17 protein-coding genes and 1 other annotated feature are annotated in these 18,427 nt (G+C 57.4%); of the genes, 4 read left to right on the top strand and 13 right to left on the bottom strand.

Annotated features, from left to right (window positions below):
- Window position 1 precedes the first annotated feature (1 nt).
- From thrA to yjjY, 4 genes are all read right to left on the bottom strand, one after another.
- Window positions 2-2,464, bottom strand: a complete 2,463-nt coding sequence (thrA, locus tag CWM54_RS24160) for a bifunctional aspartate kinase/homoserine dehydrogenase I (protein WP_061155832.1) — start codon at window positions 2,462-2,464, stop codon at window positions 2-4.
- Between the two features lie 25 nt (window positions 2,465-2,489).
- Window positions 2,490-2,607: a sequence feature (Thr leader region), on the bottom strand.
- Window positions 2,546-2,614, bottom strand: coding sequence for a thr operon leader peptide (gene thrL / locus CWM54_RS24155; RefSeq protein ID WP_004222578.1), 69 nt, complete (start codon window positions 2,612-2,614; stop codon window positions 2,546-2,548). It overlaps the preceding feature by 62 nt.
- 211 nt (window positions 2,615-2,825) lie before the next feature.
- Window positions 2,826-3,512 carry a tRNA/rRNA methyltransferase gene (locus CWM54_RS24150; RefSeq protein WP_061155833.1) on the bottom strand — a complete coding sequence of 229 codons (687 nt, stop codon included), beginning with the start codon at window positions 3,510-3,512 and terminating at the stop codon, window positions 2,826-2,828.
- A 396-nt stretch (window positions 3,513-3,908) separates the two neighbouring features.
- Window positions 3,909-4,049 carry a protein YjjY gene (gene yjjY, locus CWM54_RS24140; protein WP_001541509.1) on the bottom strand — a complete coding sequence of 47 codons (141 nt, stop codon included), beginning with the start codon at window positions 4,047-4,049 and terminating at the stop codon, window positions 3,909-3,911.
- 95 nt (window positions 4,050-4,144) lie between these two features.
- Between yjjY and arcA the strand changes: the two genes are divergently transcribed.
- Window positions 4,145-4,861: a two-component system response regulator ArcA gene (gene arcA, locus CWM54_RS24135; protein WP_002887843.1), complete on the top strand. Its 717-nt coding sequence runs from the start codon at window positions 4,145-4,147 to the stop codon at window positions 4,859-4,861.
- A 62-nt stretch (window positions 4,862-4,923) separates the two neighbouring features.
- On the opposite strand, the gene creD is transcribed toward arcA, so the two are convergent.
- The 4 genes from creD to creA are packed head-to-tail and all read right to left on the bottom strand — an operon-like array spanning window position 4,924 to window position 8,942.
- Entirely contained in the window at window positions 4,924-6,282 is a 1,359-nt protein-coding gene (gene creD / locus CWM54_RS24130; RefSeq protein ID WP_061155834.1) for a cell envelope integrity protein CreD, read from the bottom strand.
- A gap of 60 nt (window positions 6,283-6,342) precedes the next feature.
- The gene (gene creC / locus CWM54_RS24125; RefSeq protein WP_100698736.1) at window positions 6,343-7,767 is read right to left on the bottom strand and encodes a two-component system sensor histidine kinase CreC; all 1,425 of its coding nucleotides are present in this window, start codon (window positions 7,765-7,767) and stop codon (window positions 6,343-6,345) included.
- Window positions 7,767-8,456: a two-component system response regulator CreB gene (gene creB, locus CWM54_RS24120; RefSeq protein WP_100681865.1), complete on the bottom strand. Its 690-nt coding sequence runs from the start codon at window positions 8,454-8,456 to the stop codon at window positions 7,767-7,769. Before creB ends, creC begins: the two co-directional genes overlap by 1 nt.
- A gap of 12 nt (window positions 8,457-8,468) precedes the next feature.
- A complete protein-coding gene (gene creA / locus CWM54_RS24115) occupies window positions 8,469-8,942 on the bottom strand; it encodes a protein CreA (protein ID WP_012542917.1) in 474 nt (157 codons plus the stop codon).
- A gap of 209 nt (window positions 8,943-9,151) precedes the next feature.
- Here creA and robA point away from each other — a divergent pair, with 209 nt between their 5' ends.
- On the top strand, window positions 9,152-10,021 hold the full coding sequence (gene robA, locus CWM54_RS24110; RefSeq protein ID WP_008807515.1) for an MDR efflux pump AcrAB transcriptional activator RobA: 870 nt from the start codon (window positions 9,152-9,154) through the stop codon (window positions 10,019-10,021).
- Here the strand turns inward: robA and gpmB are convergent.
- Window positions 10,018-10,665 (bottom strand): 2,3-diphosphoglycerate-dependent phosphoglycerate mutase GpmB, encoded by a 648-nt coding sequence (gene gpmB, locus CWM54_RS24105; RefSeq protein WP_074387112.1) that lies wholly within the window; start codon window positions 10,663-10,665, stop codon window positions 10,018-10,020. The two genes, robA and gpmB, sit on opposite strands and share 4 nt — an antisense overlap.
- Window positions 10,666-10,778: 113 nt before the next feature.
- On the opposite strand from gpmB, the gene yjjX reads away from it, so the two are divergent.
- Window positions 10,779-11,294, top strand: coding sequence for an inosine/xanthosine triphosphatase (gene yjjX / locus CWM54_RS24100; protein WP_100698734.1), 516 nt, complete (start codon window positions 10,779-10,781; stop codon window positions 11,292-11,294).
- Here the strand turns inward: yjjX and trpR are convergent.
- Both trpR and sltY read right to left on the bottom strand, forming a co-directional pair.
- Window positions 11,281-11,610 carry a trp operon repressor gene (gene trpR, locus CWM54_RS24095; protein WP_012542918.1) on the bottom strand — a complete coding sequence of 110 codons (330 nt, stop codon included), beginning with the start codon at window positions 11,608-11,610 and terminating at the stop codon, window positions 11,281-11,283. The two genes, yjjX and trpR, sit on opposite strands and share 14 nt — an antisense overlap.
- 88 nt (window positions 11,611-11,698) lie before the next feature.
- The gene (sltY, locus tag CWM54_RS24090) at window positions 11,699-13,636 is read right to left on the bottom strand and encodes a murein transglycosylase (RefSeq protein WP_100698750.1); all 1,938 of its coding nucleotides are present in this window, start codon (window positions 13,634-13,636) and stop codon (window positions 11,699-11,701) included.
- 228 nt (window positions 13,637-13,864) lie between these two features.
- Between sltY and ettA the strand changes: the two genes are divergently transcribed.
- Window positions 13,865-15,532 carry an energy-dependent translational throttle protein EttA gene (gene ettA, locus CWM54_RS24080; protein ID WP_061155838.1) on the top strand — a complete coding sequence of 556 codons (1,668 nt, stop codon included), beginning with the start codon at window positions 13,865-13,867 and terminating at the stop codon, window positions 15,530-15,532.
- A 257-nt stretch (window positions 15,533-15,789) separates the two neighbouring features.
- Here ettA and nadR read toward each other — a convergent pair whose 3' ends face one another.
- On the bottom strand, window positions 15,790-17,022 hold the full coding sequence (nadR, locus tag CWM54_RS24075) for a multifunctional transcriptional regulator/nicotinamide-nucleotide adenylyltransferase/ribosylnicotinamide kinase NadR (RefSeq protein ID WP_002887802.1): 1,233 nt from the start codon (window positions 17,020-17,022) through the stop codon (window positions 15,790-15,792).
- Between the two features lie 21 nt (window positions 17,023-17,043).
- Complete coding sequence (gene radA / locus CWM54_RS24070; RefSeq protein ID WP_100698732.1) at window positions 17,044-18,426, bottom strand: DNA repair protein RadA; 1,383 nt, start codon at window positions 18,424-18,426, stop codon at window positions 17,044-17,046.
- Between the last annotated feature and the right edge of the window lies 1 nt (window position 18,427).

Raw genomic sequence — 18,427 nt, 5'->3', positions numbered from 1 at the left:
CTTAAACTCCTAACTTCCAGGACAAGGTGCGCAGCAGGTCGGCAAATACGCCGGCCGCCGTGACGTCGTTCCCGGCACCATAGCCGCGCAGCACCAGCGGCAGTGGCTGATAATAGTGGCTGTAAAAGGCCAGCGCGTTCTCACCATTTTTGACTTTGAATAACGGATCGTTGCCGTCAACGGCGGCAATTTTCACGCGGCAGGTACCATCCTCTTCGATGTTACCAACGTAGCGCAAGACTTTACCTTCATCACGTGCCTTGGCAACCCGCGAAGCAAACCCATCGTCCAGCGACGGCAGACGGGCCATAAAGGTGTCGACGTCGCCGCTGGCGTCGAAGTCCGCCGGCAGCGCCGACTCCACGATAATGTCCGACAGCTCCAGTTCACGCCCGGTCTCACGGGCCAGAATCAACAGCTTACGCGCGACATCCACCCCGGATAAATCGTCGCGCGGATCCGGCTCGGTATACCCCATCTCACGGGCCAGCGCCGTCGCGGCTGAGAAACTCACCCCCTCGTCCAGCTTGCCGAAGATAAAGGACAGAGAGCCGGAAAGGATCCCGGAGAAGTGGCGCAGCTCATCGCCGGCGTTGAGCAGGTTCTGCAGGTTCTCAATCACCGGCAGGCCAGCGCCAACGTTAGTGTCATAGAGGAACTTGCGGCGCGAGCTGCTGGCCGCATGGCGCAGCTGGTGATAGTAATCCAGCGAAGAGGTATTGGCCTTTTTGTTCGGCGTCACCACATGGAAACCTTCGCGCAGGAAGTCGGCGTACTGATCGGCGACCGCCTGGCTGGAGGTACAGTCGACGATCACCGGATTGAGCAGGTGGTACTCTTTCACCAGACGGATCAGGCGGCCAAGATTAAACGGCTCTTTCGCCTCCGCCAGCGCTTCACTCCAGTTCTCCAGATTCAGGCCATGAACGCTGGTCAGCAGCGCCTGAGAATTGGCTACACCGCAGACGCGCAGATCGATATGTTTGTTCTTCAGCCATCCCTGCTGGCGCTTGATCTGCTCCAGCAGCGCGCCGCCGACGCCGCCGACGCCGATGACAAACACTTCAATCACCTGGTCGGTGTTGAACAGCATCTGGTGGGTTACACGCACGCCGGTGGTGGCGTCGTCATTGCTGACCACTACCGAAATAGAGCGCTCAGAAGAGCCCTGGGCAATCGCCACGATATTGATATTAGCGCGGGCCAGCGCCGCAAAGAATTTCGCCGAGATACCGCGCAGGGTACGCATCCCGTCGCCCACCACGGAGATGATGGCCAGACGCTCCATAATGGCCAGCGGCTCCAGCAGCCCCTCTTTCAGCTCGAGATAAAACTCATCTTCCATCGCCCGTTTGGCACGAGCGCAATCGCTCTGCGGCACGCAGAAACTGATGCTGTACTCCGAAGAGGATTGGGTGATCAATACCACCGAGATGCCAGCGCGGGACATGGTGGCGAAGACGCGGGCCGCCATACCGACCATACCTTTCATCCCCGGACCGGAGACGTTGAACATCGCCATATTGTTGAGGTTAGAGATGCCTTTCACCGGCAGGTCGTCTTCATCGCGACTGGCGCCGATGAGCGTTCCCGGCGCCTGCGGGTTGCCGGTATTTTTGATCAGGCATGGGATCTGAAACTGAGCGATAGGGGCAATGGTGCGCGGATGCAGCACTTTCGCGCCAAAGTAGGAGAGCTCCATCGCCTCCTGATAAGACATTGATTTCAGCAGACGCGCATCTGGCACCTGGCGCGGATCGCAGGTATACACCCCGTCGACATCGGTCCAGATTTCGCAACAGTCCGCGCGCAGGCAGGCGGCCAGTACCGCAGCCGAATAGTCGGAGCCGTTACGCCCCAGCACCACCAGTTCGCCCTTCTCATTGCCAGCGGTAAATCCGGCCATCAGGATCATATGGTCTGCCGGGATCTGGCTGGCGGCAATGCGGCGGGTGGATTCGGCGATATCGACCGTGGATTCCAGATAGTGGCCCACTGCGAGCAGTTTTTCGACCGGGTTAATCACACTGACTTTATGACCACGGGCTTCCAGCAGACCCGCCATGATGGCGATGGAGAGCTTTTCGCCACGGCAGATCAGCGCGGCATTCACTCCGTCCGGGCACTGGCCCAGCAGGCTGATGCCGTGCAGGACATGCTTAATCTGAGCAAATTCCTGCTCAACGAAGGCTTTCAGCTGGGCAAGCGGGAAAGCGGGCTGGGCATCGGCAAGGCCCTGAAGAAGTTCGGCAAAAATGCGTTCAGCGTCGGTAATATTCGGGAGGGCATCCTGGCCACCGATCGTTTTTTCAATCATCGCCACCAGATGGTTGGTGATCTTCGCCGGGGCAGACAGTACGGTCGCTACCTGCCCCTGCCTGGCATTACTCTCCAGAATATCGGCAACCCGCAGAAAACGTTCCGCATTTGCCACTGATGTACCGCCGAACTTCAACACTCGCATGGTTCTTACCCCTTGATCTCTTGTCAAAAAAAAAGCCCGCACTGTTCAGGTGCGGGCTTTTTTCTGTGTTTCCTGTACGCGTCAGCCCGCACCGTTACCTGTGGTAATGGTGGTGGTGATAATGGTGGTAATCATGCCGATGCGATTCATGGATGTTGTGTACTCTGTATTTTTATCTGTCTGTGTGTCCTGCCTATATTGGTTAAAGTATCTGCCTTCTTAAGTCAATGAATTTCTCAATTAACCCTATTTCAGCCAGCTTGCGTATTGCGCCGTCACGGCAAGAAAAAACATCCAGATCGGCGGAACCCAGCCCTCAAAAACAGCACAGATAACCATAATTAAAAAATATGACAGAGCTTTATTCCGGGAGGTTTTTTTCAATATCATGCAGCAATCGATGCAACATTGCCGTGTCGCGCTGCTGCAGAAGCCCCATTCGTTGCGCCAGCCAGTCGACCAGTTTGGCATCCTCCTCCACGCCTAAACGCGAAAGTAATGCCTCGGTGCGGACGCGTAACGCCTGCAGCTGATGATGGTCTGCGGCGGCGGCGGTGGGCGCCGTTTGTTGCATTAGCGATGCTAATTGATAACAGTAGACCATCACCGACTGGCCGAGATTCAGCGACGGATAATCCGCCACCATCGGCACGCCGGTGAGCACATCGGCCAGGGCCAGCTCCTCGTTGCTCAACCCGGAATCTTCACGGCCAAATACCAGCGCCGCATGCGTCATCCACTGCGCCTTCTCCTCCAGCAGAGGTAACAGCTGCTGCGGCGTGGCGTAATAGTGAAACCGCGCGCGACTACGGGCGGTGGTGGCGACGGTAAAATCGACGTCGTGCAGCGCTTCGGCAAGGGTTGGATAGGTGGTGATGCCATCGAGGATATCGCCTGACCCATGCGCCACCCAGCGTGCCGCCGGCGCCAGGTGGGCTTCACTGTCCACGATCCGTAGATCGCGAAATCCCATGGTCTTCATCGCTCTGGCGGCGGCGCCGACGTTTTCTGCCCGGGCTGGGGCCACTAAAATGATCGTTAAACGCATTGCAGTTTCTTTCTCTCTCTCAGGCGTTGGCGAAGCGCTGGCCGCACCATTTTACGCGGTGAAAATTTACAAATTTGCAACAAAAATCACTAAAATTGCGTTTGCTTACCCATAAAAAAATCTAAACTGTTCTCAGGAGGCCATGACAAGAAGTATGTTAACAGAACCCATTTATCCATATGATGGGCAATGAAATTTCATCTGAGGTATCGTTCCACGCATTGGATTCACTGTATTTATTAATTTATCCACGCAACTAGTTGAGCTGTGTAAGGATTGTGACTATAAAGAGCATGACGATGCAATGATTTCACAAGACTGTTAACGTGCTACAATTGAACTTGATATATGTCAACGAAGCGTAGTTTTATTGGGTGTTCGGCCTCTCTTAGCCTGTTATGTTGCTGTTAAAATGGTTAGGATGACAGCCGTTTTTGACACCGTCGGGTCCAGAGGGAAAGTACCCACGACCAAGCTAATGATGTTGTTGACGTTGATGGAAAGTGCATCAAGAACGCAATTACGTACTTTAGTCATGTTACGCCGCGCATGTTAATTTGCGACATGCAGCAGGCAGGTCAGGGACTTTGGTACTTCCTGTTTCGATTTAGTTGGCAATTTAGGTAGCAAACATGCAGACCCCGCACATTCTTATCGTTGAAGACGAGTTGGTAACACGCAACACGTTAAAAAGTATTTTCGAAGCAGAAGGTTACGATGTATTCGAAGCGACCGATGGCGCGGAAATGCATCAGATCCTGTCTGAAAATGATATCAACCTGGTGATCATGGATATCAACCTGCCGGGTAAAAATGGTCTTCTGCTGGCGCGCGAGTTGCGTGAGCAGGCTGACGTCGCGCTGATGTTTTTAACTGGCCGCGACAACGAAGTGGATAAGATCCTTGGCCTCGAAATCGGCGCTGACGACTATATCACTAAACCGTTTAACCCGCGTGAACTGACTATCCGCGCGCGCAACCTGCTCTCCCGTACCATGAATCTCGGTACCGTGAGCGAAGAGCGCCGCAGCGTGGAGAGCTACAAGTTCAATGGTTGGGAACTCGATATCAACAGCCGCTCACTGGTGAGCCCGAACGGCGAGCAGTACAAGCTGCCGCGCAGTGAATTCCGCGCGATGCTGCACTTCTGCGAAAACCCGGGCAAAATTCAGTCTCGCGCCGAGCTGCTGAAGAAAATGACCGGTCGTGAGCTGAAGCCACATGACCGTACCGTTGATGTGACCATTCGTCGGATTCGTAAACACTTCGAGTCTACTCCGGATACCCCGGAAATCATCGCCACTATTCACGGTGAAGGCTACCGTTTCTGTGGCGATCTGCAGGAATAATGCGTTTTATTCCGCAGCCATGATGTGAAAACGGCGCCCCAAGGGCGCCGTTTTTTATGCCGTCACTCTTTCCAGAGGCGCAGCTTGTCATCATCGGCAGCCGGCGGCGGAGGCGCACTGCCTTTCGGTAACGATAACGCATACCAGTCCACCCGGCGGGTCAAAAACATCAGGACGCTCAGCGCCAGCGCCAGTACCCCGGTACCCAGCAGCAGCGCGCTGTCCTCGGAATGCAGCAGAAACCACATCACCCCATCCAGCAGTAGCAGCGCGGCGACAAACAGCAGGCTGTTACGCCATCCCCTGAGCACTGCCTGTAAATAGACCCCGTTCATCACCGCGCCGGACAGGCTGGCCGCCAGCCAGGCGGCGGTAAACCCAACGTGCTCCGAAAGCGCCAGCAGCACCAGGTAAAACAGCACCAGCGACAGGCCCACCAGCAGATACTGCATTGGATGCAGGGGACGATGAGTCAGGCTCTCGAACACGAAAAAGGCCATAAAGGTCAGCCCAATTAACAGGATGGCGTATTTTGTCGCCCGGTCGGTTAGCTGGTACTGGTCGGCAAGCGACATCACATCGGCACTGAACGCTGGCAGCCGCGACCACGGGATCTCCATATCATCCTTGAAATAGCTACCCATATCGTTGGCGAACCAGCTGCTTTGCCAGTGGGCGCGATAGCCGGCAGCACTCACTTCCCGTTGCGTTGGCAGGAAGCTGCCGAGAAAGCCGGGATGCGGCCAGTTACTGGTCAACTGCAGTTCGCTGTTACGCCCGATCGGCACCAGTGAAAATTCTCCCGTCCCGTTCAGCTCGAGAGAAAAGGCAATCTCAAGCGGCTTGTTGTCCTCCGCCAGCGCAGGCATTGGCATATGAATACCTGCGCCATCGCCGCTTATCCCCAGCCCCGGCTCCACGCTTAATACGTTACCGTTGACCTCCGGGGCATGGATGGCGCCAATACCGCGGGCATCGCCGACGCTCACCACCAGCCGCGGCTGGCCCAGGACAATATTCGATTTTCTCAGCGCCGCCAGACGCAGCGGATCAAACGAGGCCTTAATCTGCAGGGCGTTATGCCAGACCTGGCCGCTGTAGATGCCTACCCTCCGCGACTCCACGGTCTGTTTGCCGTTGACCGCCAACGACTCCGGCAGCCAGTAGTACTCCCAGCGCCGCTGATATTCGACCTCTTTTTGGTTCTCCATGCGGGTCAGGGTCTCGGTCACCGGAATGGCGATCAGCGGCCCGGCGAGTTTTTGCGAGCCACTGGTGCTCTGCTCAATGGCGTCCACCACCTCGCTGCGATAATCCGCCCGCTCATTAATAAGCTCCCTGACCATCATTAGCGGCAAAGTTAACAGCACGACACAACCGATTAACGTGGTGATTTTCCAGAATAACGGTGATTTCAACATAGCCTTTCTCCCTATCGTGATGGCCTCACTGTAGGGCGGCTATGTGGGGGGAATTTGAAGCTATGTGAAGGGACGGTGAAGTCGCAGCGTGGCGACCGCACCGCCTTCGGGACGATTGTGCAGACGAATATCGCCCTGATGCAGGCGCGCCACTTCACGAACGAACGCCAGTCCAAGGCCGCTGCTCTTATGGCCATCTTCGCGCGGCAGCGAGTAGAAGCGTTCAAAAATACGCGCCTGCGCATAGTCCGGAATACCACACCCGTTATCGATGACGCTCAGTTGCACCTCTTCATTCCGCTTCTCCGCGGCCAGGACGATCTCGCCGCCCTGGGGGGTAAAATCAATCGCGTTGTCGAGCAGGTTACCCAGCGCCTGGGCCAGCAGTTCGCCATCACCATTGACGGTTATTCCGCACGTCTGCCAGCGCAGAGTGATGGCTTTCGTCGCCAGGGCGATGTCGCGCTCCTCCGTAAGGCGTTGGAATAGCGCGTCAACCGATACCGGCTGCCGCTTTATCTCCAGCTGGTTTTCCAGTCGTGCCTGCTGGAGCAATCGCTCTACCAGCAGCTGCATCCGGGTGTTCTGCGCAAGGATATTGGCGGTAAACCGCGCCGCGACCTCAGGCGGAGGCCCTTCACGCAGGATCTCCGCCGCACCGCGGATGGCCGCCAGCGGGCTCTTCAGCTCGTGAGTCAGGTCATAGACATAGTTTTCGATGGCATTTTTACCCTCAAGCTTCACCCGCATGCTCTCGAGGGCCTGCGCCAGCTTGCGCAGTTCGCTGCTGCCCACCTCAGGCAGCGGCAGCGGACGCTCCGCGGTCACCGAGTCCGCATAGCGCACCAGCTTGCCGATAGAAAAATTGATCCACCAGACGACGCCGCAGCCAATCAACAGCGCAATGCCCAGCAGGGCGCCACCGGCCCAGAGGATCCGCCGCTCGCTGCGCTTAATGACCGGCGTCATCGCCAGGTTGGGTTTACCGACGCTCAGCACGCCGATAATCCGCCCCTCATCCATCACTGGCGCGGCGATATACATGACTGAGCTGGTTTCATCATTCGGATCGCTGCGTGTACTGCGCGCGCCGTACTGGCCGCGCAAGGTGAGCCAGACGTCGTTCCAGCGCGAATAGTCCTGCCCTGTCGCCTGCCCGCTGGAGTCAAACACCACTTTGCCCCTGGCATCAGTCAGATAGACACGGTACTCATTACGCACCTTTTTAATTCCGCCAATATGGGCGTTGAGAGGCTGCTGGTTGAGCTGTTGAAAGGCCTGCGCCAGCCTGCCCTGCTGCGGGTTTGCCGCCAGCAGGTCTTCACGTGCCAGCGCCGCCAGCAGGGTGGCGGTATCGTTGAGGGTCCCCTCCGTCGCCCGGCGCACGCCCGGCTTCACTTCCTGGACAAAGATCGACAGCACAAACCACGCGGCGATAGCGACGATAAGAAAATAGCCCAGCAGCAGACGCATGCCGATGCGCATCAGCCACGCCCCAGGCTGTAGCCCATGCCGCGATGGGTATTGATCGGCGTAACCTCAGGATTCACTGCCCGCAGCTTGGCGCGCAGGGTTTTGATATGGGTATCGACGGTACGGTCGAGGCTTTCCCAGGCATCGCTCCACACCAGCTCCATTAGCTGCTGACGGGAGAAGACGCGACCGGGCGCATGCAGCAGGGTTTTCAACAGCAGGAATTCGTAGCGCGTCAGGTTCAGCGGCTGGCCGAACCAGCTTATCGACGCCGCCTGCTCATCGAGCACAAACTCGCCGACGCGTACCACCGGCGAAGGCGCGGCAAACTTCTGCAGTCGCCGCAGCACGGTTCGCACCCGCGCGCAGACTTCGCGCGGCGAAAACGGCTTGGCGATATAATCGTCAGCGCCTATTTCCAGCCCGAGCAGTTTATCGACCTCGTCGCTCCGCGCCGTCAGAAACAGCACCGGCAGCGCCGGATAACGCGTCAGCAGGCGCCGACAGAGCTCGAAGCCGCTGATATCCGGCAAGCCGACGTCGAGGATGGCGACATCGGGCGCCTGATGCGCCGCCGCCTCCAGCGCGGGCAACCCGCGGCCAAAGATGGTGACCTGGAAGCCCTCCTGCTGCAGCATATAAACCAAGGTATCAGCGATACTCTGTTCATCCTCAACTAACCAAATCCGTGGCTGCTGCATGCGCGCTCCCGTTTATTTATTCCATGGCATGATCGGTACGGCGCTGATGGCGTTCTTCGGCGAGCCATCAACCACTTTATCCGAGTAGGTCAAATAGACCAGCGCATTGCGCTTCGCATCATAGAAGCGAACAACCTGCAGTTTTTTAAACACCAGCGAGGTGCGCTTCTGGAACACCACGTCGCCCTGGCTTTTGCCGTTTTTGATTTTGTCCGTCAGCTCAATCGGCCCGACCTGCTGGCAGGAGATGGCCGCGTCGGAGGTATCTTCCGCCAGCCCCAACCCGCCCTTGATCCCGCCGGTTTTCGCCCGGCTGATATAGCAGGTCACGTTCTGCACATCCGGATCGTCAAAGGCTTCGACGACAATTTTGTGATCCGGCCCTAACCATTTGAAGACCGTATCCACGGAACCAATCTGCTCCGCCTGAGCCATCTGGCAGCCGGCCAGCAGCAGCAGGCCCATCGCAAACTTCTTGTATTTCATATTGTTACCATTATTAAAAAATATAGCTGAGTGATTATCACGCACTTAGCAGAAAAGGTTTATAGATCACAGCTTTACAAAATTATCGTTCAGCTCCACTGACCTTCCGCATTTAAAAGCAAAAAAAACACTGAATGCTAAAACATCAAAAAATGCTATTATCCGCTACTTTAATATCAGGCACCTGTGTTTAAGGATGGGGACATTTTATGGATCAAGCAGGGATTATTCGCGATCTCCTTAGCTGGCTGGAAGGTCACCTGGATCAGCCGCTTTCTCTGGACAATGTGGCGGCGAAGGCAGGTTATTCCAAGTGGCATTTACAGCGAATGTTTAAGGATGTCACCGGCCATGCCATCGGTGCCTATATTCGCGCGCGCCGGTTATCGAAATCTGCTGTCGCATTACGTCTTACCGCCCGTCCAATCCTTGATATTGCGCTTCAGTACCGCTTCGACTCCCAGCAGACCTTCACCCGGGCATTTAAAAAGCAGTTCTCGCTGACGCCGGCGCTCTACCGCCGCTCACCGGACTGGAGCTCGTTCGGTATGCGTCCGCCGCTGCGTCTTGGCGAATTCACGCTGCCAAAACATGAATTTGTCGCCCTGCCTACCACTCAGTTGCTCGGCGTCACCCAGAGCTATACCTGTAAGCTCGAGGAAATCTCCGATTTCCGCAACCAGATGCGCGTCCAGTTCTGGCGGGACTTCCTCGGTAATTCGCCGTCGATCCCTCCGGTGCTCTACGGGCTGCATGAGCCGCGTCCGAGCCTGGAGAAGGACGATGAGCAGGAAGTGTTCTATACCACCGCGCTGACGCCGGAGATGGCTAATGGCCATCTGCAGAACGCCCATCCGGTCACCCTGGAGGGCGGCGAGTATGTCATGTTTACGTATGAAGGACTGGGCACCGGCCTGCAGGAATTCATCCTGACGGTCTACGGCACCTGCATGCCGATGCTAAACCTGACCCGTCGCAAGGGGCTGGATATTGAACGCTTCTACCCTGAGGATGAAAACCGGGATCAGGCTACGCCGATTCAGTTACGCTGCGAGTATCTGATCCCGATTCGTCGTTAACGCTGCAGCTCGTCCATCGCGGGGGCGTCAAGATGCGAGACGTCGCCCGCCGTTTCCACCACCCAGCCGGAAGCCAGCCACGGGCTTTGCTGATAGTCGACGCGCGAGATAGAGCAGTTGCGCAGTCGCAGACGACGCTCAGCGTATGCCGGCAGCCCTAAAATCGTGCTCACCAGGCAGCCCAGCGCCATACCATGACTCACCAGCAGCGGTCGGCTACCGGCCGGTAACTCCAGACAGGATGCCAGCGCCGCATGCATTCGCTCGCTGAGCTCCTGCATCGATTCGCCCTGCGGAATACGACCATCCGGCGTGCCGTTGACCAGCTGGCGACGCCAGCCCTCTTCTTCTTCGCTGAGCGAGTCGATATGGCGCTTCTCCAGCACCCCCATATCCAGCTCGCGCAGACGCGCATCGGCGATCACGCTGCAACCACAGGCTTCGGCGATAATCTCTGCTGTACGGCGGGTTCGCCCCAGATCGCTGGTAATGATATGGGTGATCCCCAGCGTTCTGGCGCGCTCGCCAACCTGCCAGGCCTGGCGCTCACCGTGTGCGGTCAGCGGGCTATCGGACTGACCCTGAATACGTCGCTCGGCGTTCCACTGCGTTTCACCGTGGCGAACAAGGTATACCTGTAACATGCTTTTATTCCGTTCTGAACTCGTCATCAACCAGCTTAGGGCATTACCGCCTGCCCTGAGGGTGATTTAGAGTATACTGCGATGACTTTAGTTTATTCTGAGTTGTTTTGATTATGCACCATGTTGTCTCAGCGACCACTAATCCCGCCAAAATTCAGGCAATTCTGCAGGCTTTTAACGAGATTTTCGGCGAAGGATCCTGCCATATTGAGTCCATCTCCGTCGAGAGCGGCGTGCCGGAACAGCCCTTCGGCAGCGAGGAAACGCGCGCTGGCGCACGAAATCGTGTCGCCAATGCGCGCCTTATCCAGCCCGATGCCGATTTCTGGGTGGCCATTGAGGCCGGTATCGACGATGGCAGCACCTTTAGCTGGGTGGTCATTGAAAGCGCTGATCGGCGCGGAGAAGCGCGCTCAGCCACGCTGCCGTTACCTGAGGTTATTCTTGAGCAGGTTCGCGCTGGTGAAGCCCTGGGACCGGTCATGTCGCAGTATACCGGCATCGACCAGATCGGTCGTAAAGAGGGAGCGATTGGGGTTTTCACCGGTGGAAAATTAACCCGCAGCAGCGTTTACCATCAGGCGGTCGTGCTGGCGTTGAGCCCGTTCCATAACGCTATTTATCGCTAGTCAGCAGCGTCTGTTCCAGCCACTGACGCAGTTCGGCCGGCGCTGATTTCAGGCTGTTCGACCCGCGGGTAATGGTCGCAATCCCGGCGCCGAGCTCATTTTTCAGCTCGCGCTGGCTCATCTCGCCGCGCAGCAGCTCTTCAATAATGCGTACCCGGGTGCCCAGCGCTTCGCGCTCGTCGGGGGTCAGCATCAGCTGCAGCAATGGCAGATGCAGATCCTCAGCATAGGCCTGCTGTAACAGCGCCACAAAGCGCAGCCACTCCTGATGACGTTGTTCGGCAACGGCCGCGGAATAAGGAGATTGTTGGGTCATATCGCGCCACCATATTGAGACGGGCAGCTTACGCTACCCGTCGAATGTACTCTTCAACGAGTACAAAGCATAACATACTTCCCGGCGATCAGTAACGCTGCCGCCACTCCGCATCGCTGAACAGCTTATCCTGCTGCCCCATAAAGTAACGATAGTAGGCATCATAGGAGAGGACATTCTTCACGTAGCCGCGGGTTTCAGAGAAAGGAATACTCTCGACAAACGCCACCGCATCGATCCGTCCGGCGCTGTTCCCCTGCCAGGTACGAACCCGGCCCGGCCCGGCGTTATAGGCCGCCGAGGCATAGATACGGTTATTGCCGAACTGCTGGTAGACATACTGCAGATAGCTGGTGCCGATGTTGATGTTGGTTTCCGGATCCAACAGCTGCGACGGGCCGCTGTAGCCGGGAATGCTGAACATGCTGACGGTATGCGTCGCGGTGCCCGGCATAATCTGCATCAGTCCGCTGGCGCCAACCGGCGAGCGCACTTTCGGGTTCCAGGCACTCTCCTGGCGGGCAATCGCCATCGCATAGCTCTGCGGGATATCTTTGCCACTGATGTAACGCGCGAACAGATCGTTATACGCCAGCGGGAAGCGCTCCTCCAGCTGATCCCACAGTTTGCCGGCGATCGTCGCCTGCACGCTCAGATCCCACCAGTGCTGATCAAAAGCGTAACGCGCCAGCTGCGCCTGCTGGGATTTGGTTCGGCTGGTGACGAGGTTCGCCCATTCGGTGCGCGCGGTGTTATCCATATTCCAGTACATCAGCTCGTGTACCCGCGCCATCTCCGGACCGGAAGCCAGCGCCGGATCGATCGTTCCCGAGGCTTTATCGATGCGGAAGGTATACTCCTCGCCAAGTCGCTGCGCAGCGACCATCGGATAGAAGCCTCGCTGTTGCATCAACGAGCGAAGGATCGCCTGCGCCTCCTCGTCCCTACCGCGCTCCAGCAGCAGATCCGCTTGCCAGTAGCGCCATTCGTCTTTCTCTTTCGCCTCCATCGGCAGGCGCGCCAGCCAGGTGTTCAGGCCATGGCGATCGCCCGTTCCCAGCGCCATCCGCACGCGCCGCTCCACTAGCGGCGTGGACTGTGAGCGCATAATCGCGTCATCGCGCCAGATAGCCTGCTCTTCGGTTACATCGGTACCCATCAGGCGCCAGGCGACAATATCACGTAGCTCCTGAGTCTGATCCTCATTGAGCTGCTGAGCCTGCACCAGCGAAGGGATCATCAGGCGGGCATTTTCCACATCCTGACGGGCGACGCTGGCGAAGGCGACGGCGGCCATCTGGCGGGTAAAGTCGGTCGCTCCGGTGGTGCGGGCGAAGGTCAGGACGCTGTTTGGATCGTTAGCCAGCGCGACGACGGCGGAAGCGATGCTCTGATAGTTGGCGGGCATCTGCTGAGCCAGCGATCTGACCAGCCCGATATTGCCAGCCTTCATCGCCAGGCGGATCCGTTCGAGATAGGCCAGCGGATCCTGCTGGCCGGAGTCGCGCCAGGCGCTGAACAGCGGCTCACAGGCGCCAGGCTGGTTCTTGCCCGTCAGCCACAGGTCTTTCGCCCCGCTCCAGGCTTCCTGCGACTGCCCCACGCTCAACTTGGCGTAGTAATAGTTGCACTGTGCCTCGGTGCTGGTCGGCTTATCGGGACTAAACGCCAGTAGGCCGCGCCAGTCGCTGCGCCGGGCCAGTTCATTCACGAAGCGCGAACGTAAGGAACGCGCCGGGGGCAGCGTCGGATTGGCGTCAATAAAGTTTTTCACCACCAGCGCCGGCTGGTTCATCAGATCGTCGGTGATCTGCCGGTACTGCAAATAGGGGTACAGGGGATAGGTGCTTAACGTGGGCATCAGCTGGTCGACCACATCCATCTGCCGGTTATCCCACGCCTGCTTAATTTGTGCGTAGCGACTGCGTTGTTCATCCAGTGAATCCGCATGCGCCAGCTGACTCAACGTCAACAGACCAACGCTGGCAGCCAAAAGATGCCACGCTATTTTTTTGGCTTTTTCCACAAGCTCTTCCTCTTTCCGGTGCATTTTCGCAGCATCGTGCCGCTTAAAAGCCCCTGCCGGTTCGGCAGGCAGCTTTACTTATGCTAATCAGACAACGCTAAACGCGCCATGTCCTGGACATTTTTTTACGCTTCTGTGAATCCTGTCGCCTCGCTGGGATTAGCGCGCGAAAAAGGCTACACTTCGGCTTTGAACTATCTATCAAAATAGAAAGAGGCGAAGTCCAACGTGGCTCAATTCGTTTATACCATGCATCGTGTCGGCAAAGTGGTTCCGCCGAAACGTCATATTTTGAAAAATATCTCCCTCAGCTTCTTCCCTGGCGCGAAAATCGGTGTGCTGGGTCTGAACGGCGCCGGTAAGTCTACCCTGCTGCGCATCATGGCCGGTATCGACACCGAGATCGAAGGTGAAGCGCGTCCGCAGCCTGGCCTCAAAATCGGCTACCTGCCGCAGGAGCCGCAGCTCAACCCGGAGCACACCGTGCGCGAGTCCGTTGAAGAAGCGGTCGCCGAAGTGGTTAACGCGCTGAAGGGTCTGGACGAAGTCTATGCCAAATACGCCGAGCCGGATGCGGATTTCGATAAGCTTGCTGCTCAGCAAGGCAAGTTCGAAGAGATTATCCAGGCGCACGACGGTCACAACCTGAACGTGCAGCTTGAGCGCGCGGCCGATGCCCTGCGCCTGCCGGACTGGGATGCAAAAATCGCTAATCTTTCCGGTGGTGAACGCCGCCGCGTCGCGCTGTGCCGCCTGCTGCTGGAAAAACCAGACATGCTGCTGCTCGACGAACCGACTAACCACCTGGATGCCGAGTCCGTCGCCTGGCTGGAACGCTTCCTGCACGACTTTGAAGGTACCGTCGTAGCAATTACCCACGACCGTTACTTCCTCGACAACGTCGCTGGCTGGATCCTCGAGCTTGACCGCGGCGAAGGTATTCCGTGGGAAGGTAACTACTCCTCCTGGCTGGAGCAGAAAGATCAGCGCCTGGCACAGGAAGCGTCTCAGGAAGCGGCGCGTCGCAAATCTATCGAGAAAGAACTCGAGTGGGTTCGCCAGGGCGCCAAAGGCCGTCAGTCCAAGGGCAAAGCCCGTCTGGCACGCTTTGAAGAGCTTAACAACGTCGAATACCAGAAACGTAACGAAACCAACGAACTGTTCATTCCGCCAGGCGCGCGTCTGGGCGATAAAGTTCTGGAAGTCAGCAACCTGCGTAAATCCTACGGCGACCGTCTGCTGATCGACGATCTGAGCTTCTCGGTACCGAAAGGCGCTATCGTCGGTATCATCGGTCCGAACGGCGCGGGTAAATCCACCCTGTTCCGCATGATGTCCGGCCAGGAACAACCAGATTCCGGCACCATCACCTTGGGTGAAACCGTTAAGCTGGCCTCCGTCGATCAGTTCCGCGACGCGATGGACAACAGCAAGACCGTGTGGGAAGAAGTGTCCGGCGGCCTGGATATCATGAAGATCGGCAACACCGAGATGCCGAGCCGCGCCTACGTGGGCCGCTTTAACTTCAAAGGCGTCGATCAGGGCAAACGCGTTGGCGAGCTGTCCGGCGGTGAGCGTGGTCGTCTGCACCTGGCGAAACTGCTGCAGGTCGGCGGTAACGTCCTACTGCTCGATGAACCGACCAACGACCTGGATATCGAAACCCTGCGCGCGCTGGAAAACGCCCTGCTGGAGTTCCCGGGCTGCGCGATGGTTATCTCGCACGACCGCTGGTTCCTTGACCGTATCGCCACCCACATTCTGGATTACCAGGATGAAGGTAAGGTTGAGTTCTTCGAAGGTAACTTTACCGAGTACGAAGAGTACAAGAAACGCACTCTCGGCGCCGACGCGCTGGAGCCGAAGCGAATCAAGTACAAGCGTATCGCGAAATAAAACGCAAAAAGGCAACTTCGGTTGCCTTTTTTAATGTTTGCTCCCTCTCCCACCGGGAGAGGGTTGGGGTGAGGGTAAGGTAAATGCAAAAAGGCAACGCAAGTTGCCTTTTTTAGGGTTTGCTCCCTCTCCCACCGGAAGAGGGTTGGGGTGAGGGTAAGGTAAATGCAAAAAGGCAACACAAGTTGCCTTTTTTTGTATTTGCTCCCTCCCCCACCGGGAGAGGGTTGGGGTGAGGGCAACAGCCCGCAGAGGACCTACCCCTGCTCCCCCATCAGCTGCTTCACCAGCTCGACGCAGCGCAGGAAGCGCGCATCGTAGTCCGACTCCTTAACATGGACAAACTCGATCTCGTTCTCTTTCAGCAGCGACACCAGCAGCGACTGAAACTCCTTGCGATCCACTGAGCTCCCAAGACTGCGCAGTCCATCGGCCACCCACGGGGTATTGTTCTCCAGCAGGATCACCAGGTCGAAACGGTATTCATCAATCAGCGCCTGCACGAACGGGTGCTCACGCCCTTCGTACTTCAGGCAGAAGGCCTGAGTGCTGACGAAATCGGTATCGATAAATGCCACTTTGTTGGCATATTTCACTGCGAAATCAATATACTGTGCATGCCCGAGGGCAATTTTATCGTAATCCGAATACTGGAGCGCCATCTCATCGCCGCCGAGATGCGAAAAGACATAATCCCGGCCATACTCCCAGGCGCTGGTGGTATTGAAGATATTGGCGAGCTTATTGACCAGCGTCGATTTACCGCTCGACTCGCCGCCGAGGATCGCCACCGTCCGCACAAAGAACGGTTTCACTTCCGTCGGAATATATTCCCAGTAGCGGAACGGATTCTCACGGATCTGCCCGCCGCTAATATTCATAAAGGTCCGCTTAGGATCGATAAGCACCGTCTCGATCCCCAGATGCTCAAGGTACTGCGGCGCATCGGCCTCTTCCGAGGTATAGATCCGGTTCGGCTCGATCCCTTTTTCGCTCATAAAAGCGCGGATCCCATGACTCCAGACGTCCCAGCCGTGCGGATAGGGCTCCATTCCCTCTTCATTGAAGGCGTGGATGCGAATATTCTTCTGATATTTAAAGGTCTGCAGCAGCCAGCGCAGGCGGTCAGGCACCGTCGGCTGTTGCGACATGGCGCTCTCTTCAAACAGCTCGCGGTCGCGGGTGTCATCATAGCCCATGATGATATGCAGCTCATCGACCTGACTACAGGCGCGCTGTATCAGGTAGATATGCCCGGTATGCAGCGGGTAAAACTTACCAAACACCACACCGACGCTTTTCTGTCGGCGGGGGAACTCCAGCCCGAGAAAACGATGCAGTGCTTCAAGCTTCTGCGCGCTCGGGCTTTTGATTTTGGCATTCAGCAGCTGGCTGAGATACCCTTTGGTCATCCCGCTGGCTTCCGCCACCTGCTGCAGCGTACAGCCTTTCTGCTTAATGGCGCTTTTTAAATAGTCAAATGACGACATCGCTAATCTCCTTTTAACTTATTATAAGTCGTCAAAAACGCTTAGCACGTCTGAAAGCTTTTTCACACCAAAGATTTGCATGCCTTCCGGCACTTTTTTCGGCACATTGGCCGCCGGGACGATGGCGCGGCGGAAACCATGCTTCGCCGCTTCGGAGATACGCTCCTGACCGCTCGGCACCGGGCGGATCTCGCCGGCTAGCCCGACTTCGCCAAAGACTACCAGATCCTGCGGCAGCGGGCGGTCGCGCAGGCTGGAAACCATCGCCAGCAGCAGCGCCAGATCGGCGCTGGTTTCTGTGACTTTGACCCCGCCAACCACGTTGACGAAGACGTCCTGATCGGCCATCTGCAGGCCGCCGTGGCGGTGCAGCACCGCCAGCAGGATCGCCAGACGGTTCTGTTCCAGCCCCACCGCCACGCGGCGCGGGTTGGACATCATCGAGTGATCCACCAGCGCCTGGATCTCCACCAGCAGCGGGCGAGTCCCTTCCCAGACCACCATCACCGAGCTGCCGGAAGTGACTTCATCACCCCGGCTGAGGAAGATGGCGGAGGGGTTGCTGACTTCGCGCAGGCCCTGCTCGGTCATCGCGAAGACGCCGAGTTCATTGACCGCGCCAAAACGGTTTTTATGGCTGCGCAGGGTGCGGAAACGAGAATCGGCATCGCCGTCCAGCAGCACCGAGCAGTCGATACAGTGCTCCAGCACCTTCGGACCGGCCAGCGAGCCGTCTTTGGTAACGTGGCCGACCATCACAATCGCCACGCCGCGAGTTTTGGCAAAGCGTGTCAGATAGGCTGCGGTTTCACGTACCTGGGCGACACTGCCCGGCGACGACTGCACGTCGGCCATATGCATCACCTGAATGGAGTCGATCACCATCAGTTGCGGCTTTTCTTCATCGGCAATCTGACAGATCTGCTCAATGCTGGTTTCCGAGAGCATGTTCAGGTTCGCCGTTGGCAACCCGAGACGATGGGCACGCATCGCCACCTGCTGCAGGGACTCCTCCCCGGTGACGTACAGGGTTTTCATCCCCTCCGCCAGTTTGCAGAGGGTTTGCAGCAGCAGCGTCGATTTCCCCGCGCCGGGGTTACCGCCAATCAGGATAGCGCTGCCCGGCACTACGCCGCCGCCCAGCACGCGGTCAAATTCTTTAAAGCCGGTGGAGAAACGCGGCAGCGCTTCCAGGCTGATGTCCGACAGCTTCTGTACCTTCGACACGCCGGCGTTACCGGCATAGCCTGACAGACGCTCGTTTCTCGCCACCTGCGGCGACGCGGCGATGCGCATCTCGGTGATGGTATTCCAGGCATGGCAGGCGCTGCACTGCCCCTGCCAGCGCGGATAATCCGCACCACATTCATTACAGACAAATGCGCGTTTTGGAGCTTTCGCCACG

This window comes from Klebsiella sp. D-Nf1, assembly GCF_002810515.1.
Classification (GTDB): Bacteria; Pseudomonadota; Gammaproteobacteria; order Enterobacterales; family Enterobacteriaceae; genus Klebsiella; species Klebsiella variicola.
Note: the sequence above shows the minus strand (reverse complement) of the source record. Positions and strands in the feature narration are given on the sequence as shown.